We start from the raw sequence: 25971 nt of genomic DNA, 5'->3' as shown, positions 1-25971 counted from the left end.
GAATATTGAAAATTAAAATTAATATAAAAAGTGTATATTAGCAAAATACTACAAAAAATAAATTTTTTATATTTAGCTATGCAAACAACCTATATTGAAACTCAGCAAATATCTTTTCAAGACTTTAAAAATCAGATACTTGCAGATTATAAAATGGGAAGAATTTCCCGTGAGATGTCTTATTTGGGTAGGAGAGAAGTTCTTACAGGAAAGGCTAAGTTTGGGATATTTGGGGATGGTAAAGAGTTGCCACAACTGGCAATGGCAAAAGTTTTCAGAAATGGCGATTTCCGTTCTGGATACTACAGAGATCAAACTTTTGCATTAGCTATTGATGCTTTGAGCGTAGAAAGTTTCTTTGCTCAGTTATATGCTGATACCAATGTAGACAGAGAACCAGCTTCTGCAGGTAGACAAATGAATGGTCACTATGCCACAAGAAGTCTAAATGCGGATGGAAGTTGGAAAAACCTAATGGAACAAAAAAATATCTCTTCAGATATTTCTCCTACGGCAGGACAAATGCCTAGATTATTAGGTTTGGCTCAGGCTTCAAAAATATATAAATCGGTTTCTTTTGAAGGTTCTGAAAAGTTCTCTAAAGAAGGAAACGAAATTGCTTTCGGAACTATTGGTGATGCTTCTACAGCTGAAGGACATTTCTGGGAAACCTTAAATGCAGCTTGTGCTTTGCAAGTACCAATGATTGTTTCTATTTGGGATGATGGATACGGAATTTCTGTACCTACCAAAAACCAAAGAGCAAAAGCAGATATTGCTGAAATGCTAAGTGGTTTCCAAAGAAAAGAAGGTGAAAACCAAGGATGTGAAATTATACAAGTGAAAGCGTGGGATTATCCAGCTTTATTAGATGCATATGCTAGAGCAGAAAATTTTGCAAGAACAGAATCTGTCCCTGTTGTAGTACACGTAATAGAAGTTACGCAACCACAAGGTCACTCTACATCTGGTTCTCACGAAAGATACAAAAACGAAGAGCGTCTTACATGGGAAGGTGAATTTGATGGATTGGTTAAGTTTAAAGAATGGATTCTTAATTATTCAATAGAAATAGAAGGTAAAGAAGAAATAATAGCGACAACTGAAGAGCTAGATGCTATTGAGGAAGAAGCAAAAAAATGGGTAAAAGCAGGACAGAAAAATGCTTGGGACAGTTATCAAAAATCGATTACAGATCTAGTACAATCTATTTTACCATTGGTTGAGAATTTAAAATCTCAAAATTCTGAAATAGAAAAAGAAATTACCCACTTTAATAAATTGGTTTCTAAAGCAAAGAAAGATGTCTTCCATATGGTAAGAAAATCTTTGTTGGCTACAAGAGGTACAAATTCTGCTGAGAGAACACAGTTGATGGACAAGTACAACGAAATTTTCGAAGTAGAAAAAGACAATTATTCTTCTCATTTGTATTCTCAATCTCATTGGAAAGCTGAAAATGTAGCAGAAATAAAACCAATCTATTCTGATGCTTCTGAGGAAGTAGATGGTAGAGTTGTGGTAAGAAATAATTTTGATAAAATATTTGATAAATATCCTCAAACATTAATTTTCGGTGAAGATGCTGGAAATATTGGTGATGTAAACCAAGGTTTGGAAGGAATGCAAGAAAAATATGGCGAATTGCGTGTTGCTGATACTGGAATACGTGAAGCTACCATTCTTGGTCAAGGTATTGGGATGGCAATGAGAGGTCTTAGACCAATTGCTGAAATTCAGTACTTAGATTATATTTTGTATTGTCTTCAAGGGATGAGCGACGATTTGGCAACTGTACAATACAGAACAAAAGGAGGTCAAAAAGCTCCAGTAATCATTAGAACTAGAGGACACAGATTAGAAGGAGTTTGGCATTCGGGTTCTCCAATGGCAGGAATTCTAAACCTTTCTAAAGGAATTTTGGTATTGGTACCAAGAAACCTTACTATTGCTGCTGGTTTCTACAACACGATGTTGAAAAGTGATGATCCTGCATTGATTGTAGAATGTCTGAACGGCTACAGATTGAAAGAAAAACAACCTGATAATATTGGTGAATATACAGTTCCTGTAGGTAAAATTGAAGTTACAAAAGAAGGTAAAGATGTTACTTTGGTAACTTACGGTTCTACTTGGAGAATTGTAATGGAAGCTGCTGCAGAACTAGAAAAATTAGGCATCAATGCAGAAGTTATAGATGTACAATCTCTTATTCCTTTCGATATTGCTCAAGAAATTTCTGACAGCGTGAAGAAAACCAATAGATTAGTTGTTATAGACGAAGATGTAGAAGGAGGAACGTCAGCGTTTATTCTTCAACAAATTTTAGAAAAACAAAAAGCATTTAGACATTTGGATTCAGATCCATTAACGATTGCTGCAAACAACCACAGACCAGCGTATGCAAGTGATGGAGATTACTTCTCTAAACCCTCTGTAGATGATATGGTAGAGAAAATCTATGCATTATTCAACGAGACAAATCCTCAAAAATATCCTGCGATATTCTAATTGATATTTTTAATAAAATTAAAACCGCTTTCCTTAGGAAGCGGTTTTTTTGGTTTTAATTAAAATTTTAAATCGAGAAATGTAAGGTTAGTGTTTATGATTATTTAGTAATAGTCAGTCAATAGCTAAAATTTTTATTAAAAGTATATTTTTTTATTTAAATTATTAAATAGTTTGTAATGTTTAAAATATTATTATATTTACTCATATTGAGACAATAATTTTAAATTTTAAATTTATGAAAACAAATACGTTCTCTTTTCCCTTATTAATCGCAATTTTAATAAGCTGTACTACTACCGATCTCGAAGTAAAACAAATTGAAAATCCTCCAAAAGAAGATAACTCGACCTTAAATAAGGTTGCTTCCGAGCAATATGGGGTATGGACAACAAGTCAAACGCAAAACAAATATCTAGCTAAAACTAGTGGTGAGTTATCATTTACAAATTCCGTTTCAGATGCTAATCCTATATTAGAAGTAGATTCTAGAGGTAACAATCGTGGTCAGTACATTGATGGTTTTGGTTACACCCTAACAGGCGGAAGTGCCGAACTACTCTCTAAAATGAGCCAAAGTAATAGAACGTCATTACTGAATGAGATCTACAATAATGCAACAGCTTCACAGAACAAAAATGATGTAATAAGAGTTTCTATTGGAGGTGAAGATTTATCGAGAACTGCCTATACATTAAATGATTTACCATCAGGTCAAACTGATTTATCACAATCTAAATTGAGCTTATCTAAGGATAATCAAAAAATAGCAATCTTAAAAGAGATCATTGCCATAAATCCTAATATAAAGATTTTTGCTACCCCGTGGTCTGCTCCAGCTTGGATGAAAACCAATGGTAATCTATCAGGAGGTAGCCTAAGAAATGATCAGGATACAAATAACAATCAGATTTATTTTTCATCTTATGCCGATTATTTTGTGAAATATATTCAGCAAATGAAAAATCAAGGTATTACGATCTATGCCATAACTCCTCAGAATGAGCCTTTAAATGGGAATAACAATCCAAGCATGATTATGTACGATTATGAGCAAGCTAACTTTATTCGTTATCATTTAGGACCAAAATTGAAAGCTGCAGGCCTTGCTACCAAAATTATTGCTTATGATCATAATGCGGATAATAACGGTGTAAATTACGTAAAAACGCTATTTGCTGACGCTGTAACTAAGTCCTATATTCATGGTACTGCATGGCATCTGTATGATAATAGTGATATCAATAATCTGACTGCTATAAGAGACCAGGATGCAAGCAAAGGAATCTATTTCACAGAACAATGGCTAGAGGATAAAAACTGGGACGATGGCTCGCTGCTTTGGCATGTAAACAAAATCACCATAGGATCATTAAATAATTGGAGCAAAACAGTAATGGAATGGAATTTGGCTAGTGATCCTGGGACTACCATCAATACTCCAGGTGGGTGTTTTAATTGTTTAGGTGCACTCACCATTAATGGTAACTCGGTTCAGAAAAATATTTCTTATTATAGCTTAGCTCATGCATCTCGATTTTTAGGGGAAAATGCGCAGCGTTTATTTCCAAGGGCACATAATGCAGGCGCCGATATTAATTATGCAGCTTTAGTTAATGATCAATCTCCTTATGCAAGAATAATGATTATTACTAATGGAAACTCAGCTACAAAAAACATGAATTTGAAATATATAACTTATGACGGTGTAGTGAAGTACGCAAAAATATCTGTACCAGGTAATTCTGTTCAGACGTATGTATGGAGACAATAATCTTTGATTATTCATATAATATTTTTTAGTATAATAGCGGGAAGCTACAAGTGAAAATAAAAAAAATTAAGGGTCAAAAATCTATTAATTATTCAACGAAACAAATCCTCAAAAATATCCATTTATACTCTTATTATAAATTTTTATAAAATTTAAACCGCTTTCTATGGAATGCGGTTTTTTTCATATGATGAATTTTAAAATATTTTCTGATCTATATTATCATTGGCAGCCGAAAATCAAATTATAAAAATTGTACCTATTCATAGTAAAAAATCATTATTTTTGGTATTATGTCCAAAAATAATGTTTTTTTCAAGTGCCATCACGTAAAAAAAAAAAACACCTTGTTTTATGGTTCAGGCATTTGATGTATTTTTATAAACCATCATTTATAAGACTGTAATTTGTTTGTATAATGTACGAATATACCATTCTAATGAATTCCATACCCAAATTTCAAAGTGGAAGAAGGTAGAGATTGAAATTTTTTATCTTCCAATATAGAGTCTTCATCTTAATTCTATTGGGATTATATTGTGAAAAATAAATTATGAATGGACTTCGAACGAAGGATTGTAGATCTTTAGAAGCTCTGGAGTAAACCTTTTAAAATACCTTTTTCAGAATTTGTAGATAGTTACAATATCTATTTTAAATGAAAAATGACTAATAATTAAAAGAATGAACTTATACATTATTCTGTTTATAAATTTTATATAAATTTAAAAGTGAAATTTAAGATAATTTCTTGATCAATCATCAATTTCCAACTCAAAAATAGCCTCTACTTTTTTTCCAAAATATTTTGCAATTTTCAAAGCTAATACAGTAGACGGTACATATTTCCCAGATTCCATTGCATTAATGGTTTGTCTAGAAACTCCTATACTCTTTGCAAGTTCTTCTTGAGTAATATTTTTAATCGCTCTTTGCACTTTAATGGTATTAGTCATTTGTTTAATAGTAAATAATTAAATCTGAAGATGTACAGAATCAGTGGTAAAAACATCATCAATATCATTATGGAATAAAAAAGAACCCCAAATATGGTAATGAAAAGAAGTAAAATAATACTATAGCTTACCAGTAAACTCCAAAATACAGCTCTGAGTCTCAGTTCAGAAATATATTCATCTTCTATTTTTTCTTTAGATAAACCTACCAAAATTCCACCAACGATAATGAGTACAGCTGAAAGATTGGGCAAATTATCAATATCAGTTTTCATGAAAAATCCTTTGCTATCATCGTTTCCTAAATATCCAGAGTTATAAAATACTGGGATTTCTACAGAACTGCTCTGTAGCACTGTTGATAGAAAAAGAATTCCTAATAATAGCCCAGGCAAAAATAATATCCATCCCACTTTTTTGTAATTGTTGGGTAGCAAAGTTAAATTTTTCATGTTTGTATGTATTTGGTTGTCATATAAATGTAATGTTATTTTTACAATATGTAAAGTTTGTTTTACATATTTAATAATAAAAAAGAGCCATGAAAAAATTCACGGCTCCTAATTATAATATAAAAAAGGAATTCTTTTTTTTTAAGCTTCACAAGCAGAACAGCTCACAAAATTCACCATCATCTCCTTAGAAACTGAAGAACTTCTTTGGTAGTACAATGTTTTGACCCCTTTTTTCCAAGCTTCGATGTATAAGTAATTTACATCTTTTACTGGCATTGTAGAAGGAATTTGTAAGTTAAGCGACTGTGCTTGGTCAATGTATTGTTGTCTTTGTGCAGCCTGAGAAATAATCTCCATTGGTGAGATTTCTTTAAAGGTTTTGAAAACTGCTTTTTCTTCCTCAGTCAATTCTGCCAAATGTTGTACAGACCCATGATTAAGCATAATGGTTCTCCAAGTATCTTCATTATCAAGACCTTTTTCTTCTAGCAATTTGGCAAGATATTTATTCTTACGCATAAAGTTTCCTTTAGCAAGACCAGCTTTGTAGTAGTTTGAAGCGAAAGGCTCAATACCAGGAGAAGTTTGTCCCAAAATAGCAGAACTAGAAGTTGTAGGAGCAATTGCCATTGTTGTGGTATTTCTCATTCCGTACCCCTTTAAGATTTCGGGCTCACCGTAGATGTTTGCCAATTCTCTAGAAGCAATTTCTGCTTGTTCTTTTATATGTTTGAAGGCTCTGGCATTGAATTGTGTAGCTTCGAAACTTTCAAACGGAATCATGTTTTTTTGAAGGTAAGAATGGTAACCCAATACCCCTAAGCCTAAAGCTCTATGACGCATTGCGAATGTTCTTGCTCCTTGTAGGTAATAGTTTCCTTCAGTTTTTTCAATAAATTCTGATAATACAGCGTCCAAGAAATATACGGCGAGTTGTACAGCATTGGTATCTTTCCATTCGTCATACAATTCTAAGTTCATAGAAGACAGACAACAGATGAAAGATTCTTCTCTAGTAGAAGGGAGCATTATTTCAGAGCACAAGTTACTTGCATTCACTGTAAGACCTAGATCTTTGTATACTTGAGGTTTGTTTCTGTTTACATTATCGGTGAAGAAGATGTAAGGTAACCCTTTTTGCTGACGACTTTCTAGTACACGAGCCCAAATTTTACGCTTGTCCATGTCGCCATCTATCATATCTTGCATCCAATAATCAGGAACACAAATTCCAGTAAATAAATTCTGAATTGGTGATCCAATATCTTTGATAGAAAGAAACTCTTCAATATCTCCGTGGTCAATATCGAGATATGCTGCAAATGCACCTCTTCTTACGCCACCCTGAGAAACTACATCCATTGCGGTATCAAATAGTTTCATGAAAGAAACAGCACCAGAAGATTTACCATTATCCGTAACAGCAGTTCCACGATTTCTCAATTCACCGAAATAACCCGAAGTTCCACCACCAATTTTTGTTTGCATGATGACTTCACCCATCTTGTGAGTAATACCTTCTATGCTATCCGGAATATGTACATTGAAACATGAGATGGGTAAACCACGTTGCGTTCCCATATTTGCCCAAACAGGAGAAGAAAAACTAATCCATCCTTTAGTGATCATTTCCTTGAATGCCACTTGTAATTCTGGTTTATATAATCTTTTGGCAGCAGCCGTAGTAATCCTATCAATCGCTCCATCCACAGTTTCTCCCTTCAAGAGATATCCTCTGTTCAACATTTGCTCAGATTCTTCGTTGAGCCACCAAATATTATTGTTATTTTCTTCCATGATTATTCTAAAATTGCTTGCGCAATATACACGGAAATTTTAAATTTTTGCAAGTATAAAAAAATTGTTTTTAGTTAAATATTTATATATATTATTCAACTTAATATTAGCGCAACCTTTTTAATAATTATTTAAATAGGATTCTGTAATGAATTGCTAATTAATTATTTATGATAACTTGAAAAAGTCTACAATTCCGTTTTATAGCGCTCAAATTATACTTTAGAATCTTCTGTAAAGCTTAATTTTAGTCGTTTCCTTTACCACATTTTTTTCGATTATCAAGGGTAATTTTTAATTAGATTTAATTATTTTTTTCCAAGGAGATATGAAGCACCTAATCGCAGGAAAACTTCTTTGAGAATTTAAAAAAAAGACTATTATATACTCTAATAAAAACGAAATTTTGCTTCAGGGTAGGGAAGGGGAAATGATCATGCTTAGGTGAGATTCTTTGAATATGGATCTAAGTTTTAGACATAAAAAATCCTCAAGAAAAATCTTAAGGATAAGGTTCTATTTTATTTATTTCTTTTTAAAAAGAATTTCATCTACCCTTGTCTGTTTTACGTAGATTTCTTGAAATTTAACAGGCATGTATTGATAAAGGAATTGCCATTGCTGCACATCAGATTGTTTTTTGAAACTATTAAAAGATCGGACAAAAAGATTTTCTATCAACAACTGTACATTCTGAGTTCCGTTTCTATACAACCAATCCATCATTTTGATATTTCTATTGACGATACAAACTTTAGATTCTTGTAACAATATTTTTATTTCGTTTACTGTGGCTTGGATAATTCCCGCAAAATTGTTCTGACTAGACAATTGGGTGATTTCGTTTTTTATGGAAGGATATATAGATTGTAAATGCTGGGTTGCTAATTCTTCATTAATAACTACCGTTTTATTATTTGTCATAACTGTTATTTTCTTCAAATCAGGACTAATGAAGCCAAAATTGTACCGAATTGCATCTTTAATATGTTAAACTTTTCACATTCTTTCTTCCATGTTTAAAATAATATAAATTCCGAAAATCTTTTATTATTGCGCAATTAACTGTTATTTTTCTATAATAAATGATGATTGTTTAAATTTAAAAATGATCATGATGGATTATTTCAAAGAGTTATAAATTGTAGAAAGTTAATTCCCAAAAAAAATTGGAGATGGAGAATTTTCAATTTCAATATTTTTGTTTGCTTACATATTGGTGGTAAAATTTATCTTTGCAATCTATAAAATCAAAAGATGTTTTCAAAAATAGTAGTACATAAAGTAGGAAATAAGATCAATGGAGATTCTTTAATCTTGTCTCAAGAAGAATTGAAATTGGATGAAGGAACAGTAGAAATGCTTGAAAATTATTTTTTAAGTTCATTCAAAACAGAAGAAACCTATCATTTTTACAGCGATACTTACTTGGTGAATAATCCCATATTTAGTGCAGCTTCTGAAATTTTCGAAGACAAAGATAAATTTCTTTGGGAGTCTGAAAATATAGCCAAACATCTTTATAATGCCGCAGAAAATCCAAGAGTTCAATCTGGAGAGCTTTTTATTGTCTACTTCGAAGATGAAAGAGAAAGTGAGGAAAAAATCAATAAAATAGGTATTTTCAAGACAGAAAAAAGAGAGTCTTTCCTAAAAATCTTCCCTCAGAATGAATCTTTCGAAATAGAAAAAGACCAAGGGATTAGCTTATCCAAAATTGATAAAGCTGCTCTTATCATGAATTCTGGTAAAGAAACTGGCTATGTTCTAAATGTAGTAGACAACAACAAAAATGGCGATGCCTATTATTGGTTTGAGGATTTCTTGAAAGTAAAACAGCGCGATGACGATTATTTTCATACCCAAGAAGCTTTGTTGGTTTACAAAGATTATGTGACCAAACAGCTTCCGCAAGAATTTGAAGTTTCCAAAGCGGATCAGGCAGATTTCCTCAATCAATCTATCAATTTTTTTAAAGACAAACAAGAGTTCAAGCTAGACGAATTTGCGGCTGAGGTCTTGAAAGATGAGCATGTAATAGAAAGTTTTGTAAATTATAAAACCGACTATGAGCAAGAAATGCAAATCAACATTGCAGAAGAATTTCCGATAAGTGAAGCAGCTGTGAAAAAAACACAAAGGCACTTCAAAAGTATCATAAAACTTGATAAAAACTTCCATATTTACATCCATGGAGATAGAAAAATGCTAGAGCAAGGACAAGATGAAAAAGGTAAATATTATATGCTTTATTTTGATAAAGAAGTATAGGAAATAGGTTTTGTGTTGAGTTAACTTTCTTATTATCACCTAAATACAACCTATAAATCGTCTAAAAAATTTCTTTTTTAGACGATTTTTTGTGCATATATTTAACAAAAATTTACAATAATTGTTATTAATGTTAATAATCAATAATTATAATTGATACTATTGGAAATGAATATAAAAATGTTAACTTTGGTCACTTAACGTCATTTATGAATCTGGAAGAATGCATAGAGAAACCCATCCATAGCCCTGGGTCTATACAAAGTTTTGGGTATTTGATAGGTATAGAAACCCATTCTCAAACTATTGCAATACTGAGCGAAAATATCAAAGAATTATTTGATATGCAATCTTACGATCTATATTTTGGCAATCGCATTGATGACTTTCCCCTATTATTCAATAGTGTTATCGATTCTGATATCTTCAAGGATGTGAATCATCTTACCAGAAGAGAAAATGAAACCTATTTTGATAAAGTTCACATCAATCAAAAACAATACCATTTTTCTGTATCACGAAATAATAATGTAATTTTTTTGGAGTTTGAAGAAGTTTTAGAAAACCTTCAGAAAAAAATAACCAACAAATACGATAATTTTTATATTGTAGAGAATGATATTGGTATTTGGAATCTATTGCTGAATACAATTTCCAATATTATCAATTATGATCGTATTATGGTATACAAGTTTATGCATGATGGTTCTGCAAAAGTTATCGCAGAGAATACTTACAATAATCTAGAAAGCTTTTTGGGACTTCATTATCCAGAATCTGATATTCCTAAGCAAGCGCGCGAACTGTTTACCAAAAAGAGAAAGCGTATATTTAGTAATGTCAATTCAAAGCCAATAAAGCTTTTAAGTAGGCATGAGGAAGACATAGATCTTACTTATATTAACAGCCGCACAATGTCTCCCATACATGGCAAATATATCAAAGACACTGGTGCTTCGTCCAATTTTAGTATTTCTATAATTATTGATGATGTACTTTGGGGCATTGTTAATTGTCAGAATACAGAACCCAAACATATCGATTTGGAGGATAGAGTACAGGCGGGAGTTTTCACTGTGTTAGCTGCCAATGCATATTCTTCTTTTAAATCTAAAAAAGAATTACAATACCGAGTTGATTTAGATACCAAAACTGCTCATCTAAAATCTGAATTTTTAAAATACAATACACTATTTGATTCTCTTGTAGAAAACAAAGTTGATATTAGAAAATTGCCTAAGGCAGATGGTTTGGCTATTGTGTCAAAAAACTGCATTATCACTGATGGAGTAACGCCACCTGTAGAAACCATACATAAGATTGTAGATTGGGCATTCGAGAATACTGTAGATGCCATCTACATTAGTCATAGTTTTCTAAGGGATTTCGAGGAAGAACTGGATTTGAATGAAACCTGCGCTGGCATTGTGATTTATTTCGGAGAAAAGAGCAAAGAAGAAGTACTCATCTGGTTCCGTAAAGAAACAAGAAAAAATATCCATTGGGCGGGTAATCCAGTGATGAAAAGAGCGATGTATACCGGTAAAAAAGAGGTAGATAGATTATCTTCATTTGCTTTGTTTACAGAAGAGATAGAAGGACTTTCGGAGAGATGGACTCACAAGCATGAGATTGCTATCTATGCCATAAGAGATGTCATATTGGAAACTTCTCATAAACAAAACAATTTAATTAAAAAACTAAATGATCAGCTTCAAAAGCTAAATGAGGAGCTCGATACTTTCTCTTATACAATATCTCACGATCTTGGGACACCACTAACCGTGATGAAGCTGAATGCCCAAATGCTATTGAAAAACTTGGAAGGCGAATCTGATAAAAATAAGCTAAAGCTAAAGTCCATCATCGCTGAGATAGATGGTATGGCTAGAATGATGCAAGATGTACTACAGCTGAGCAAGGCTAAACATAGCGATATAAAATTTTCCACGGTAGATACGCAAGCTACCATCACCAAACTTGTAGATGATGCAAAGATGACTTTTGATAGTGATCATTGTGAGGTTATAATAAAAGATTGTCCTGATGTATGGGCAGATAAAACCATGCTCCATCAGGTATTTCTAAACATTATAAATAACGCAGTAAAGTATTCTTCTCATCAAACACATCCAAAAGTCTTGATAGAAGGGATGGTGGAAAATAAAATTGTCGTGTATAGAATTACAGACAATGGGATTGGAATACCAGAAGTAGAAAAAGATAAAATGTTCAAGATTTTTAGTAGAATGGATAACGCAAAACAATTCAAAGGCAACGGAATTGGGCTTACTATAGTACACAGAATCATGCAGAGATTAGGCGGAAACGTAGATTACACCAGCAGCGAAAATGGAACATGTTTTATATTGACCTTTCAGAAACCTAAATCGTAAAAAAAACTTAACACACAAAGTTGACACTTTCGGACCTTCTTTACGTACATCATTACTTTTTAGAGATTACACCGATGTAATTTTTATTAAACATTCGTTTAATGTAGTAATAGAATTCGAAAAAACTAATGAGTATTGGTGCGTATTTTTGTGCTATTTAAAGTATTTTTAAATAAAATTTATTATCTTGTAAATAATTACACTAATGAGTAATAAAATGTTCTAAAAATTTGTCAATTTTTCAGGAATGATTAGATTTGTGAAATCCTTGTTTTAATAAGAAAAGGAGAGATAAAATTATAAATTCGCAAACGTGAAATTGTATTTATGATGGAAAGAGAAGGACAAATTTTATTTTAAAATTTAAGAGTTTCAGAATAATTAAATTATCAGATCAATAAAAAACTAAATAATAAATATTAAAAGAAAAAAATATGAAAGTAACTGTAGTAGGCGCAGGCGCAGTAGGTGCTAGTTGTGCAGAATACATCGCAATGAAGAACTTTTGTTCTGAAGTAGTTTTGGTAGACATTAAAGAAGGTTTTGCAGAAGGTAAAGCCATGGATCTTATGCAATGTGCTGCTTTGAATGGTTTTGATACCAAAATTGTAGGTACTACAGGCGATTATAGCAAAACTGCAGGTTCTAAAGTAGCAGTAATTACATCGGGGATTCCTAGAAAACCAGGGATGACTAGAGAGGAGCTTATCGGCATCAATGCAGGTATTGTGAAGGAAGTTACGGAAAACCTCATCAAGCATTCTCCTGAGGTTATCATTATAGTGGTATCAAACCCAATGGATACAATGGCTTATTTGGTGCATAAAACTTCTGGTTTACCAAAAGAAAAAATTATTGGTATGGGTGGAGCATTAGATTCTTCTCGTTTCCAATACAGATTAGCTGAAGCTTTAGACTGTCCGATTTCTGATGTAAACGGAATGGTGATAGCAGCTCACAGTGATACTGGTATGTTACCATTGGTAAGTAAGGCAACAAGAAACGGAGTTCCTGTTTCTGAATTTTTATCGGAAGAGCAAATAAACAGTGTAACTGAAGAAACTAAAATTGGTGGAGCAACTCTAACTAAATTATTGGGTACTTCGGCTTGGTATGCACCAGGTGCTGCAGTTTCTGTAATGGTACAATCTATTATTTGCGATCAGAAAAAACTTATTCCTTGTTCGTTAATGCTTAGTGGAGAATATGGCGAAAGCGATATTTGTCTAGGTGTACCAGCTATAATTGGAGCAAATGGAGTAGAAAAAATAGTTACTATCACGCTTACAGATGCAGAAAAAGCAAAATTTGCTGAGGCAGCACAAGCAGTGAGAGAAGTAAATGGAGATTTGAAGTTTTAATATTTCATTGATTTTTAATATACAAAACGTACCAAGTGGTGCGTTTTTTTGTTTTAAAATAAAATTATTACACTTTTATGTGAAATATTTCATTAGGGATGTAACATTTGTTTATATATGGTTGTCTTATTGGGAGACACTTATATAAAATACATTGATGATAAAAATATTTATGAGCGCTGCGATTTTGCTCTGCATTATTCAGGTTTCTGCACAAGCAACTCAGGATACTTTGAAAAGTAAAACAATAGAAGCGGTAACATTAGTTGCCAAAAAACCAACTGTAGAAACCAAAATAGATCGTACGGTTTTCAATGTGGCAAATAGCTCTATATTATCCGGTAATACAACTTGGGACGTCCTAAGAATGACGCCATTGGTAAGTATTGATAATAATGATAACGTAAAATCTGAAGGCGAAACGGTAACGGTCTACATCAACGATAGAAAAACCGTCTTTACGGGAAAACAATTGAAAGAATATTTAAAATCTATCCCAGCTGATAATTTAATGAAAATAGAAGTGATTACCAATCCTTCATCTCGTTACGAAACTACTGGGCAAGTAATTAATATTGTACTCAAAAAGCGTGATGATGAAGGGATAAAAGGAAGCGCAACTTTTACCAATTCTCAGAATACCAAAAATAACCAATACGTAAACACGAATATCAATTATCATAAAAAGAGTTTCACGCAGAGTATTACTGGAAGTTACAGTGATAATACCCAATTTACTTCAAGCAAAAATATTAATACTTACTACTCGGACAACGAGATTAACAGAAATACCAATCAAAATACATACAGAAGCAAATCGCCATCTCTTTCATCTTCTACCGAACTAGAAGTGAATGATAAAAATAATATTGGGTTGGTATTAGAATACTTTCACAATAACAGCAAGTCGGAATCTAATTCTGAGAACAATATTTTCAGAGATGATGTTTTGAAAAACTCTTTTACTCAAGATCAGTTTCAGAATAGTAAAGACCACACTTTAAATTCAAATTTATTTTATAAATATTATGATAAGGTAAAAAATAAAATTTTTGACGTAAACATAGGGATAAATTACGATCCTCAAAATCAAAATACGCAAACTTTTAGAAATGATATTCTTCAAAATTCTACCTCGGGAATTCAAATTTTAGACAAAACTCAAACACGAAATTATTATTTAAAATTAGACTATTCGCAACCTTTAGATTCTTTAAGTAATTTGGAGGTAGGAGCAAAAATAGATTTCAACAACAATGTTATTCCTTATGATTATTTCACGTTTGGAAATGGCAATTGGAACCAAGATATTTCAGGGAAAAATACTTTTCGTTATTCTGATAATCTGAACTCCGTTTATGCGAATATTAATAGAACATTCTTCAAAAAGTTGGAAACTAGAGTAGGTTTGCGTTATGAATATATCATGTTTAAACAAAGACAAGATGGTTCTGATATGGAGAAAAAAGTATCTTACGGAACGTTCTTACCAAATGTTTTGGTGAAATATATATTTTCGCCCAACTACAATGTGTCTCTAGGTTATAATTACAGTTTGTGGAGACCTTGGTATTCTGAGTTTAATCCATATATTATGCCTGTGAGTAACGGGAATTATTATCAAGGAAATATGGATTTGGAGCCTAATCCTAACCATCGTTTTAATTTTAAATTGGGTGTTTACAAAAAGTATTTCTTGTCTGTTAACTACGGATTTACCAATCAGGATTATTGGTCTACCTACATCAAAGATGGAGACAATCTGGTCACAAAGCCAGACAACTTTAAAGGAAAATCTGAACGTGTGAATTTTAATTTAAGTACCAATCAGAATTTCTTTAAAAACAAACTCACGGTAAATGTAAATTTAGGATTAAACTATATTGATAACAGCGACTTCAATACCCGAAATAATTTGCAAGCTAAAAATTACATTACCAATTTCGGAGGATCTACTAATTTATCTTACACCAATTTGTTTAATAAAAATATTAATGCTTCGGTATGGATGGGATTACAATCTCAGAATTACGGAAATACGGCAGGAAATAACTATAATTTCTTCCATAATATCTCGCTTACAAAAATCTTCAAACAACAAGAAATGGAAGTGAGTTTACAACTGAGTAATATTTTTAAAAGACCAGTTTTCGATCAAACAACGTATAGCCAAATTGGTACTTTCCAAACAGAATATAGATCAGATTGGCATGGCTTTTCTTTAAGTTTTATCAAACGTTTCGGAAACCAAAAGGTAAAAGAAAATACCAAAACGGATGTTGAAAAAAAACAAGGTGGCGCGAAATAATATTTTTGTATAAATTATTTAAACTTAAAAAAAACTATTCTCAATTGAGGATAGTTTTTCCCTTTTTTATAAAGGATTAATTTCAAAATAATTAATTGGAAATTCATATCCCAAAAGAATGAAAATCGGTAAATTTGTGGCTACAAAAAAGTTATTCATGATAAGAAAGATTACTATTGCGGCAGCTGCTTTTCTGTCGATCATTTCAATAAATGCTCAGAAAAATCAAAATACATTGGTAGAAAGACCCAGATTGGTTGTGGGTTTGGTGGTAGACCAGATGCGTTGGGATTATCTGTATCGTTTTTATAGCAAATACGGAAATGAGGGTTTCAAGAGACTTTTAAATAAAGGATATTCACTTAATAATGTTCATATCAACTATGTGCCTACGGTAACAGCAATTGGACATACTAGTATCTATACAGGTTCTGTGCCTGCAATACACGGAATTGCAGGAAACGATTGGACGGATAAAACTACGGGTAAAAATGTATATTGTACAGCAGATGACAGCGTAAAACCTGTGGGAACTAGCAATATTGAAAACGGAAGTCATTCTCCAAAAAATCTTTGGTCATCTACGGTAACTGACGAATTGCGTTTGGCAACCAACTTTCAGGGAAAAGTAATCGGAGTTTCTCTTAAAGATAGAGCTTCTATTTTGCCTGCAGGACACTCGCCAACTGGAGCCTATTGGTTTGAAGATTCTACAGGAGATTTTATCACGAGTACTTGGTATATGAATGAGTTGCCACAATGGGTAAAAGATTTCAATGCACAAAAATTACCAAGTAAACTGGTTGCTAAGGGTTGGAATACATTATTGCCAATAAATCAGTACACAGAAAGTTCGCCAGATAATTCTTCTTGGGAAGGACTTTTGGGAAGCGCAAAAACGCCAACTTTTCCTTACAGCAATCTATCTGCTGACTATGAAGCTAAAAAAGGAGTGATAAGAAGTACACCGTTCGGGAATACTTTAACGTTGAAAATGGCGAAAGCTTCCATCGAGGCAGAGAAATTAGGTGAAGATGCTATTACAGATATGCTTGCCATCAATCTAGCATCTACAGATTATGTAGGACACAAATTCGGACCCAACTCTATCGAGGTGGAAGATACATATATTAGATTAGACAAAGATTTGGCAGAATTTTTTAATTATTTGGATTCCAAAGTTGGGAAAGATCAATACACTGTATTCCTATCTGCAGATCATGGTGGAGCGCACTCTGTAGGATTTTTGAAAGAGCATAAAATGCCTTCTGGATTTTTTGGTGAAGGAATGGAGAAAAATTTAAACCAAAAATTAAAAGAAAAATTTGGTTTTGATAAAATTGTCCATGGTATAAATAATTATCAAGTTTATTTTGATAGAAAAATACTTGCAGAGAATCAATTGAAATTAGATGAGATCACAGATTTTGCGGTTGAAGAACTTGAAAAGGATCCTACTATTTTGTATGCTGTTTCGGCTGTAGAAGTGCAAGAAGCAACAATTCCCGAGCCTATAAAACAAAGAATCATCAATGGACTAAACAGACAAAGAAGTGGAGATATACAGTTGGTTTCTAAAGATATGCTATTGCCTACCTATGCGAAAACAGGAACTACGCATAGTGTTTGGAACTCTTATGATGCGCATATTCCGTTGATCTTTATGGGTTGGGGAATAAAGAATGGCGAGAGTAATAGAGCATATCACATGACGGATATTGCGCCTACCGTTTCTGCATTACTAAAAATTCAATTTCCTAGTGGAAATATAGGAAATCCTATTACGGAAGCTTTAGGTAAATAATTTAGTATAAATTTAAACATAAAATAATCCCCATCTACAGCTTGATGGGGATTATTTGTTTATTTAAGAAAATTATTTTGTTTCTTTTTCTTCAGTTTCTTCATCTTCATAGTCTTCATCATCACCGAATTGCTCTAGATAATATGAGAAAGAAAATTCTTCATTTTCGTCTTCAGCATCTTCTAATGTTGCCAAAAGATCTTCGAAAGTTTCTAGCTGATCTACACTCAAGTTGACAAATTCCAAATGCAAAGGCATCTCCAATTCTCCTGAAATAACATCAGAAAGAGCATCCAAATTATCTCCAAAATGCTCAGGAAGAGTTAGTTTTTCTTTTAGTAGGGTGTAGAAGTCTTCTTCGTCACCAATATCTGTGAAATCTATCGCTATTGTTTTCATAAAATTTAAAATAATTATGCAAATGTAAAGTTTTAACAAGGATTTTCTTCATCAAAATTTTAATTTTTCCCAATCCTTTTTATTGCTTTTCGAATGTTTTGTAATGGTTTTTTGTAAGATAAACATTTCCATTTTTCGTGAAGATAATACGATCTGTTTGTCTATTTCCGCAATGATAGTTTACATCAGCTTCATAATATTGTTCACCCAATGGAAGTTGCTTTTCCCGATTTCCAAATTTATCGCCACCAATGGCTCTTCCAGGAAGTGCTTCGCAAAGATTACCTTTAGAAGCAATCCAACCTAATTTTTTGGCTTCGTTTTTTGTGAGGTAATAGTTGGGAAGTTGATGATTTTTCTTTACGAAATCAATCACCGTTTTCTCGTTGGTTAATTCATCAATAGTTTGCTCTGGAATTATTTCAAAGTTTTCGTCTAATTTTATTTCTTCTTTTAAAGATTGAGGTTTCTGAGTGGTAAAACTTGGCTTATTCTCTTTTTTGTCTGAAATGAAATTATTATAAATGTACATCACAGACATCCCAAACAACAGTCCGAGACACGCAAAAAGCATGGATCTTGTTCTTCTATTCATAGATGGATTTTAATTAAAATACAATTAAGAAGTTCTCCATCCTTCTGGGATATCACACAATGGAATAGGATTCATTTTATGTTGAGCCGCTTTGTTCATTCTTGCAAAAATCTTGTACACTTCTAGATCTCTACCTTCGTAGTCGGATTCCGTTTTTGTTGCCCATTCTTTTTGTATTTTTTCTAATTCTGGGTATGTTGCACCAATTTGGTCTTCGTCTGTACGTTCTGCATCCCACAAACCATCTGTAGGAATCGCTTTCTGAATACTTTCTATTAAATCTAAATCTTTCGCCAATTGATACACTTCAGTTTTATACAAATCGCCGATAGGAGAGACGTCTACACCGCCATCACCATATTTGGTATAAAAACCAATCCCGAAATCTTCTACTTTATTTCCTGTTCCACAAACCAAAAGCCCATGAAGTTGACCGAAATAATACAAATTTAGCATTCTGAATCTAGATCTTGTATTGGCTAATGCTAGATTTTTTGTTGCACTATTTTCATTGTGAGCATCTACTACGCTTTCGAAACTTTCGAAAACAGGAGTCAAATTCACTGTGTCACCTTTTACATTCGGAAATCTTTTTTTAAGATCTTCAATATGGTCTTTTGCTCTATTTACTTGGTCTTCTTTTTGGCGAATTGGCATCTCTAGAAGCAAAACTTCAAGTCCAGTCATGGCACATAGCGTAGAGACTACTCCAGAATCTACACCACCAGAAACTCCCAATACATACCCTTTAACATTAGATTTTGTTGCATATTCTTTCAACCAATTTACAATGTGGTCTATTACTTTTTGTGATTGCATTATTTATTTTTTTTAATTACAATTTAAAATTCTCCTTTCTCAATTCAAACCAAGTGCAAATATCTTCTTTATCTTCAAAATTTCCTTTATTTTCGAAATTTAATTTTTCTAAAGTGTGCATGGATGCTGTATTTCTATGGTCTGCATACGCGTAGATGACTTCAATATTCATTTCTGTAAAACCATGATGTAGCCAAGCTTTTGCAGATTCTTTTGCATATCCTTTGCCCCAATATTCTGGTAAAAAACGATATCCCAATTCGTAGACATCCTTGTAACCATTGATTTCCTCGCAAAGTATTTTCAGACCGCACCAACCGATGAAAGACTCTGTCTGTTTTTCTACAACTGCGTATCTTCCTATTCCGTTGTTTTTATATTGCTCTTTTACGATTTTTATAAGATTTTGAGTTTGAGAAATATCCTCAAAAATAGGCGTTCCAACGTATTTTACGACTTCAGGATGAGAATCTAGTAGAAATAATCTTTCATCATCGCTATCCATCAGTTCTCTCAGTAGCAATCTTTGTGTTTCTATTGTCATTTGAATATTTTTTTTTCGGCTTAAAATTCAATTGAATAATAAGATTACAAATTACACATTTTTGGGTATAATTAATATATATATCCTTATTTTTGTAAACTTAAATTTCTTGTAAAAAATAATGAAGATTTTCAGAATTGCAGCCCTTACTTGCTTACTCTTTTTGAGTATGCAGTCTTGTAAAAAAGAGAATGACTCTCCATGGAAAATAGAGATAGAAAATCCTACAGAAAAAGTAGAATTAGTGGACATCTCTCAAGAGTTTTATGACGCAAACGTACCCTTGCAGCAGTTTACTACAAAATTTCCTTGGTTTCAGGGCACTGTTCCTGATGAAGATTTCGGGAAAAGAAGAGTGGATCCGGAAGAAATAAAAATTTATAAGGAAGCCATTTCAAAAATTGATAAAAATAAGTTGCAAGCAGATTTTCAAGATTTGTTTTCGCATATCAAAAATTATTTTCCTCAGTTCAAATCACCAAAGGTATATTTGTTTTCATCCGCATTGCAGATGGTACAAGAACCTATAATCTATGACTCGAAAACTAACTTTTTGTTTGTAGATATCACAGGATTTATGGGCGATAAAAATCCAAATTATAAAGGGTTAGAATTGTATTTTCAGAAATCCATGAATCCGAATAATATCGTACCGAAAGTATCGAGAATGTTCGCGGAAAATATTGTACCCTACACAGGTGAAAGCCAAAAATTCATAGATTTGATGGTGTATAATGGGAAAATAATGACGCTTCAAGATGCTTTTTTACCCAATACTCCAGATTATCTTAAAATGGATTATACCAAAGAGCAATATGATTGGGCTTTGTCTAATGAAGCCAATATCTACAATTATTTTGTAGAAAGCAATTTAATTTTTGGTGATGATCATAGATTGGCAGAGCGCTTTATTGCGCCAGGACCATTTTCTAAGTTCTATACAGAGATAGACAATAGCTCGTCGCCAATGATTGGGGTATTTACAGGTTGGCAGATTTGCAGAAAATATTATCAAAATAAGCCAGAAACTTCGCTTACAGACTTTTTGAAAAAAGGAGCAACGGAGATTTTCAATGAGGCGAATTACAAACCAAAATTAGAAGAATAAGATAAGATATATTATACAATGAGAAAGACCCAAATAACGATAGATGTAGAGCTAGACGAAAACCATATTCCCGAAGTTATTACTTGGAATGCGGAAGATGGAGGTGTAGAAAAAGAAGAAACAAAAGCCATCATGGTTTCTGTTTGGGATGAAAAAGCTTCTGAAGCATTAAGAATTGATCTTTGGACAAAAGAAATGCCTGTAGACCAAATGAAAATGTTTATTCACCAAATTATGGTTTCTCTTGGACATACGTACCAAAGAGCAACTGGTGAAGAAGATGTAGCATTGTGGATGGAAGAAAAAGCGGAAGAATTTGCAGTGAAATCTGCGATAAAAATGTAAAACCAGTTTGAAAATAGTGTAAGAAAATCATTTGAAACAAAAAGTTTAGAAACTCAATTTCAAATTTTTCAAATTTTCAAAAAAATAAATTATACAAATATGAATTTTAATACAAAAGTTATACACGGAGGTCAAAACCACGAACCAGCAACAGGTTCTGTAAACGTACCTGTTTTCTTAACCTCTACATTTGCGCAAACTAGCCCAGGTGTACATTCTGGTTACGAATATTCTAGAGCGGCAAACCCTACAAGACAAGCATTAGAAGATTCTTTGGCAAGTATTGAAAACGGAGCTAGAGGTTTGGCGTTCGGTTCTGGATTGGCAGCAATAGACTGTGTGCTAAAATTACTAAATCCTGGTGATGAGGTAGTAGCAGTAGACGATTTATATGGTGGAACTTACAGAATGTTTACTAGACTTTTTGCTAAATATCAATTGAAATTTACTTTCGTGAACTTTGATGATGCTTCAAAAATTGCAGACGTTCTTACAGAAAATACAAAATTAATCTGGATAGAAACCCCTACCAACCCTTTGATGAAGCTTGTAGACATCAAGGCTGTAGTAGATGTTGCCAAAGGTAAAAACATTTTAGTTGCAGTAGATAATACTTTTGCTACGCCCTATTTACAAAGACCAATAGATTTGGGAGCAGACATTGTAATGCACTCAGCTACAAAATATTTGGGCGGACATTCTGATGTTATTGCAGGAGCTTTAATTGCTAAAACTGCAGAATTAGGAGAGCAATTGCACTTTATCCAATTTGCAAGCGGTGGAATTTTGGGACCACACGATTCTTATTTGGTACTTAGAGGAATCAAAACTTTATCTCTAAGAATGCAAAGACACTCTGAGAACGGACTAGAAGTTGCAAAATATCTAGAATCTCATCCAGCAGTAGATAAAGTAGTTTATCCAGGTTTAGAATCTCACCCACAACATGCTTTGGCAAAAGCTCAAATGAAAGATTTTGGAGGAATGGTTTCTTTCACTTTCAAATCTGGGAAAAAAGAAGATGCAATTAGTTTCTTAGAAAAATTGAAAGTATTTACCCTTGCTGAGTCTTTGGGTGGAGTAGAATCTCTTGCTAACCATCCTACTTTGATGACACACGCTTCAATACCTGCAGAAAAACGTGCAGAATTGGGCATTACAGATGATTTGGTTCGTCTAAGTGTTGGTATCGAAGACAAAGAAGATTTGTTGGCAGATCTAGAAAAAGCATTTTCTTAGCATAAAAATTAAATTGGAGTTTAGGGTGAGTTTAAAATGATTAAACTTGCTCTAAACTTCGTTTTTTATCAATGAAAAATACAAGAAAGGCTGAAACAAAGGATTTGGAAATGCTTTCTCAATTGTTTGATGAGTATCGTATTTTCTATCATAAAGAATCTAATATCAATGATGCTCAAGTTTTCTTAAACGAGAGAATTGCACAACAAGATTCAGAAATTATTGTTGTGGAAGAAAACCAAATTTTGGTAGGATTTGTACAACTTTATCCTCTATTTTCTTCTACAAGAATGAAAAAGTATTGGCTGCTGAATGATCTTTTCGTGAACGAAAATCATCGTGGTAAAGGATATTCTAAGCAATTGATAGAATCGGCAAAAGAAATCTGTAAAGAATCTGATGCTTGTGGAATTTTATTAGAAACAGGCAAAGACAATCTGATTGGTAACCAACTTTATCCATCATGTGGTTTCAAAATCTATGATGAGGTGAATTTTTACGAGTGGACGAATGTTTAACCTCAACTTTTCACACACTAGAATTGGTTCTATTTTTTTTATTAAATTGAAAAACTCATAAACAGATGACTGAATTTGAAAAATACGTTCAAAGGTATTTAGATCTTATTCCAAGCGAAAATTGGAAAGAAGAATTTTTGATTTCTGGTGATAAAGTAGTCGATTTCTATTCGCAATTATCAGATGAACAAGCTTTATTTGCTTATGATGAAGGAAAGTGGACGCTGAAGGAGCTGCTTTTGCATCTTTCTGATACCGAAAGAATTTTCCAATTCAGAATATTATCTTTTGCAAGAGGAGAGAAGCAAGCTTTGCCAGGTTTTGATGAAGAGTTGTACGCTGCAAACTCATTTGCTAACCAAAGAACATTGGCTTCTCTACTTGAAGAATTCAGTTTAATCAGAAAATCATCACAGATTTTATTTTCTACATTAGATTCTTCTGTTTTACAAAATACAGGATTGGCAAATGGCAATTCTATATCTGTGGATGCTATGTGCAAACTTATTGTAGGCCATACCATCCATCATTTAAATATCATTAATGAAAGGTATTTGCCCCAATTACCTTACTAATACAATATTATGCAAAACATTATCGACATATTAAAATCGGGTGGTACCATCCTTTATCCTACAGATACCATCTGGGGAATTGGCTGTGATGCTACCAATATTGATGCGATTAATAAAATATTCCACATCAAAAATAGAGATAAAAACAAATCGATGATTATCTTGGTAGAATCTGAAAAAAGGCTTCAAGACTTGGTAGATGTACCAGAGATGGCTTGGGAAATCATGGATGTAAGCGATAAACCCGTAACATTGGTGTACCAAAACCCTAAAGGTTTGCCCAAAGAAATCTTGGCAGAAGATGGAAGTATCGGAATACGTTTGGTAAAAGATGATTTTTGTAAAAAACTGATTACCAAGCTTAATAAACCATTGGTTTCTACGTCTGCTAATTTCAGTGGAGAAAAAAGCCCGCTTAAGTTTTCTGATATTTCAGCAGAAATGGTAAGTCTGGTAGATTTTGCTGTAGAAGAAGGAAGAGATAATGTATCCAAATACAGTGGTTCTTCTGTGATAAAAATCTGGAGCGATAATAGAATAAAAGTTCTTCGAGAATAAAAGCATAGAATTTTTTATATTTGCAAAATCATTTTAACCATTAAGGTTTTTAGCATATCGGCGTTCGGTTGGTATTCTTAAGCTCTTAGTGGTTTTACATTAGAAATTACACGCAAACACTCTTTGCAAGATGTTTTCTAAAATCTAAATTCTAAAATTTATAGTATCAGTATGTTTATCAATCTCAGTCAAAATAAAAATCTAAAACTTTTCAAAATAATTTCGGAAGTAGCTCATCAAAACAACCAGTCGGTTTACATTGTAGGAGGCTATGTTCGAGATCTTTTGATGAAAAGGAAAGCTTCTACGGATATAGATTTTGTGACCGAACAAAGCGGTATTGAGCTTGCCCAAAATGTAGGTAAAGAAATAGATCCCAAGATGAAGGTTTCTATCTTCAAAACTTATGGTACTGCGATGATACGATACAAAGATCTAGACCTAGAATTTGTGGGTGCTAGAAAAGAAAGTTATACCGAAGACAGCCGAAAGCCTGAGGTAGAAGGCGGAACAATAGAAGACGACCAAAAAAGAAGAGATTTTACCATCAATGCAATGGCAATTTCTCTGAATAAAGATAATTTTGGAGAATTGGTAGATCCATTTAATGGAGTTGAAGATCTTCAAAATGAAATATTAAAAACACCTTTAGAACCAACACAAACTTATTCTGACGATCCGTTGAGAATGATGCGCGCGGTACGTTTTGCTTCAACTTTAAATTTTAAAATTGAAGAAAATTCTCTTAATGCTATTTCTCAAGAAGCAGAAAGAATAAAAATAGTTTCGCTAGAGAGAATCATGGTAGAATTCAATAAAATTATGCTTTCAGAAAAACCTTCTGTTGGTTTAAGATTAATGGAAGAAACAGGTTTGATGAAAATTATTATTCCTGAATTGATTGAGCTAAAAGGCGTTGAAGAAGTAGAAGGACAAACGCATAAAGACAATTTTTATCACACTTTGGAAGTAGTAGATAATATCTCGCTAAATACGGATAATCTGTGGTTGCGTTGGTCTGCATTGCTTCACGATATCGGGAAAGCACCGACAAAGAAATTTGTAGAAGGAACGGGTTGGACGTTTCATGGGCACGAATTTTTGGGATCAAAAATGGTAAAAACAATTTTCCAAAAACTAAAATTACCATTGGGAGCCGACATGAAATATGTACAGAAAATGGTAAAGCTATCTTCTCGTCCTATAGCTCTTATAACGGATGATGCCTCTGATGCAGCGCTTAGAAGATTGCTTTTCGATGCTGGAGAAAATATGGAAGATCTTTTTACATTGTGTAAAGCAGATATCACCACCAAAAACTCTAGAAAGCAAGAGAAATTCAAGAAGAATTTCGAATACGTTGCTATCAAAATAAAAGAAGTAGAGGAGAAAGATCAGGTAAGAAACTTTCAACCTCCAATTTCTGGAGAGGAAATAATGACGATGTTTAATCTAAAACCAGGTAGAGAAATAGGAATTCTAAAAGAGAAAGTGAAAGAAGCCATATTGGAAGGTGAAATTCCAAATGAGCATGAAGCCGCAAAAGCTTTTGTCATTAATGAAGGTGGAATTTTGGGATTGCAGTTGGTTTAAATATAAATGAAATACAAATATAATGAACAGCTAGAATTATTTCTG

The 25971-nt window shown here is 32.9% G+C and carries 22 protein-coding genes; 14 read left to right on the top strand and 8 right to left on the bottom strand.

Going from position 1 to position 25971, the window contains the following annotated elements; genetic code table 11:
- Positions 1–78: 78 nt before the first annotated feature.
- Both ACKI42_RS10385 and ACKI42_RS10380 read left to right on the top strand, forming a co-directional pair.
- Positions 79–2511, top strand: a complete 2433-nt coding sequence (locus ACKI42_RS10385) for a thiamine pyrophosphate-dependent enzyme (RefSeq protein ID WP_407405120.1) — start codon at positions 79–81, stop codon at positions 2509–2511.
- A 238-nt stretch (positions 2512–2749) separates the two neighbouring features.
- Positions 2750–4285 (top strand): glycoside hydrolase family 30 protein, encoded by a 1536-nt coding sequence (locus tag ACKI42_RS10380; protein ID WP_407405118.1) that lies wholly within the window; start codon positions 2750–2752, stop codon positions 4283–4285.
- Positions 4286–5040: 755 nt separating this feature from the next.
- On the opposite strand, the gene ACKI42_RS10375 is transcribed toward ACKI42_RS10380, so the two are convergent.
- The 4 genes from ACKI42_RS10375 to ACKI42_RS10360 all read right to left on the bottom strand — a co-directional run bounded on the left by ACKI42_RS10375 (position 5041) and on the right by ACKI42_RS10360 (position 8417).
- On the bottom strand, positions 5041–5241 hold the full coding sequence (locus ACKI42_RS10375; RefSeq protein ID WP_407405116.1) for a helix-turn-helix transcriptional regulator: 201 nt from the start codon (positions 5239–5241) through the stop codon (positions 5041–5043).
- Entirely contained in the window at positions 5238–5693 is a 456-nt protein-coding gene (locus ACKI42_RS10370; protein WP_407405114.1) for a hypothetical protein, read from the bottom strand. Before ACKI42_RS10370 ends, ACKI42_RS10375 begins: the two co-directional genes overlap by 4 nt.
- 141 nt (positions 5694–5834) lie before the next feature.
- Positions 5835–7493, bottom strand: a complete 1659-nt coding sequence (locus ACKI42_RS10365; protein ID WP_407405112.1) for a ribonucleoside-diphosphate reductase subunit alpha — start codon at positions 7491–7493, stop codon at positions 5835–5837.
- A gap of 525 nt (positions 7494–8018) precedes the next feature.
- Positions 8019–8417, bottom strand: coding sequence for a hypothetical protein (locus tag ACKI42_RS10360; RefSeq protein WP_407405110.1), 399 nt, complete (start codon positions 8415–8417; stop codon positions 8019–8021).
- Between the two features lie 333 nt (positions 8418–8750).
- On the opposite strand from ACKI42_RS10360, the gene ACKI42_RS10355 reads away from it, so the two are divergent.
- The 5 genes from ACKI42_RS10355 to pafA all read left to right on the top strand — a co-directional run bounded on the left by ACKI42_RS10355 (position 8751) and on the right by pafA (position 17633).
- Positions 8751–9764 carry a nucleoid-associated protein gene (locus ACKI42_RS10355; RefSeq protein WP_407405108.1) on the top strand — a complete coding sequence of 338 codons (1014 nt, stop codon included), beginning with the start codon at positions 8751–8753 and terminating at the stop codon, positions 9762–9764.
- A gap of 209 nt (positions 9765–9973) precedes the next feature.
- Positions 9974–12160, top strand: a complete 2187-nt coding sequence (locus ACKI42_RS10350; RefSeq protein WP_407405106.1) for an ATP-binding protein — start codon at positions 9974–9976, stop codon at positions 12158–12160.
- Positions 12161–12594: 434 nt separating this feature from the next.
- Positions 12595–13521, top strand: a complete 927-nt coding sequence (locus ACKI42_RS10345) for a malate dehydrogenase (RefSeq protein ID WP_407405104.1) — start codon at positions 12595–12597, stop codon at positions 13519–13521.
- Positions 13522–13678: 157 nt separating this feature from the next.
- The gene (locus ACKI42_RS10340; RefSeq protein WP_407405102.1) at positions 13679–15829 is read left to right on the top strand and encodes an outer membrane beta-barrel family protein; all 2151 of its coding nucleotides are present in this window, start codon (positions 13679–13681) and stop codon (positions 15827–15829) included.
- Positions 15830–15986: 157 nt separating this feature from the next.
- On the top strand, positions 15987–17633 hold the full coding sequence (pafA, locus tag ACKI42_RS10335; protein WP_407405100.1) for an alkaline phosphatase PafA: 1647 nt from the start codon (positions 15987–15989) through the stop codon (positions 17631–17633).
- Between the two features lie 72 nt (positions 17634–17705).
- Here pafA and ACKI42_RS10330 read toward each other — a convergent pair whose 3' ends face one another.
- From ACKI42_RS10330 to ACKI42_RS10315, 4 genes are all read right to left on the bottom strand, one after another.
- Positions 17706–18032 (bottom strand): barstar family protein, encoded by a 327-nt coding sequence (locus tag ACKI42_RS10330; protein WP_407405098.1) that lies wholly within the window; start codon positions 18030–18032, stop codon positions 17706–17708.
- Between the two features lie 79 nt (positions 18033–18111).
- The gene (locus tag ACKI42_RS10325; protein WP_407405096.1) at positions 18112–18627 is read right to left on the bottom strand and encodes a ribonuclease domain-containing protein; all 516 of its coding nucleotides are present in this window, start codon (positions 18625–18627) and stop codon (positions 18112–18114) included.
- Between the two features lie 24 nt (positions 18628–18651).
- Positions 18652–19446, bottom strand: a complete 795-nt coding sequence (nadE, locus tag ACKI42_RS10320; protein ID WP_407405094.1) for an NAD(+) synthase — start codon at positions 19444–19446, stop codon at positions 18652–18654.
- Between the two features lie 16 nt (positions 19447–19462).
- On the bottom strand, positions 19463–19990 hold the full coding sequence (locus tag ACKI42_RS10315; RefSeq protein ID WP_407405092.1) for a GNAT family N-acetyltransferase: 528 nt from the start codon (positions 19988–19990) through the stop codon (positions 19463–19465).
- Positions 19991–20111: 121 nt separating this feature from the next.
- Here ACKI42_RS10315 and ACKI42_RS10310 point away from each other — a divergent pair, with 121 nt between their 5' ends.
- The 7 genes from ACKI42_RS10310 (at position 20112) to ACKI42_RS10280 (ending at position 25926) form a co-directional block, all read left to right on the top strand.
- Positions 20112–21098 (top strand): gliding motility protein GldB, encoded by a 987-nt coding sequence (locus tag ACKI42_RS10310; RefSeq protein ID WP_407405090.1) that lies wholly within the window; start codon positions 20112–20114, stop codon positions 21096–21098.
- Positions 21099–21116: 18 nt separating this feature from the next.
- Positions 21117–21443: a gliding motility protein GldC gene (gene gldC / locus ACKI42_RS10305; protein WP_407405088.1), complete on the top strand. Its 327-nt coding sequence runs from the start codon at positions 21117–21119 to the stop codon at positions 21441–21443.
- A gap of 99 nt (positions 21444–21542) precedes the next feature.
- Positions 21543–22682, top strand: a complete 1140-nt coding sequence (locus ACKI42_RS10300) for a cystathionine gamma-synthase (protein ID WP_407405086.1) — start codon at positions 21543–21545, stop codon at positions 22680–22682.
- Positions 22683–22753: 71 nt separating this feature from the next.
- Positions 22754–23200 (top strand): GNAT family N-acetyltransferase, encoded by a 447-nt coding sequence (locus ACKI42_RS10295; protein ID WP_407405084.1) that lies wholly within the window; start codon positions 22754–22756, stop codon positions 23198–23200.
- Between the two features lie 65 nt (positions 23201–23265).
- Entirely contained in the window at positions 23266–23775 is a 510-nt protein-coding gene (locus tag ACKI42_RS10290; protein ID WP_407405082.1) for a DinB family protein, read from the top strand.
- A gap of 9 nt (positions 23776–23784) precedes the next feature.
- Positions 23785–24333: an L-threonylcarbamoyladenylate synthase gene (locus ACKI42_RS10285; protein WP_407405080.1), complete on the top strand. Its 549-nt coding sequence runs from the start codon at positions 23785–23787 to the stop codon at positions 24331–24333.
- A gap of 171 nt (positions 24334–24504) precedes the next feature.
- Positions 24505–25926: a CCA tRNA nucleotidyltransferase gene (locus ACKI42_RS10280; protein ID WP_407405078.1), complete on the top strand. Its 1422-nt coding sequence runs from the start codon at positions 24505–24507 to the stop codon at positions 25924–25926.
- Positions 25927–25971 lie beyond the last annotated feature (45 nt).

The sequence above is a fragment of the Chryseobacterium sp. genome (genome assembly GCF_045629545.1).
GTDB lineage: Bacteria > Bacteroidota > Bacteroidia > Flavobacteriales > Weeksellaceae > Chryseobacterium.
This window is presented reverse-complemented; position numbering and strand designations above follow the sequence as displayed.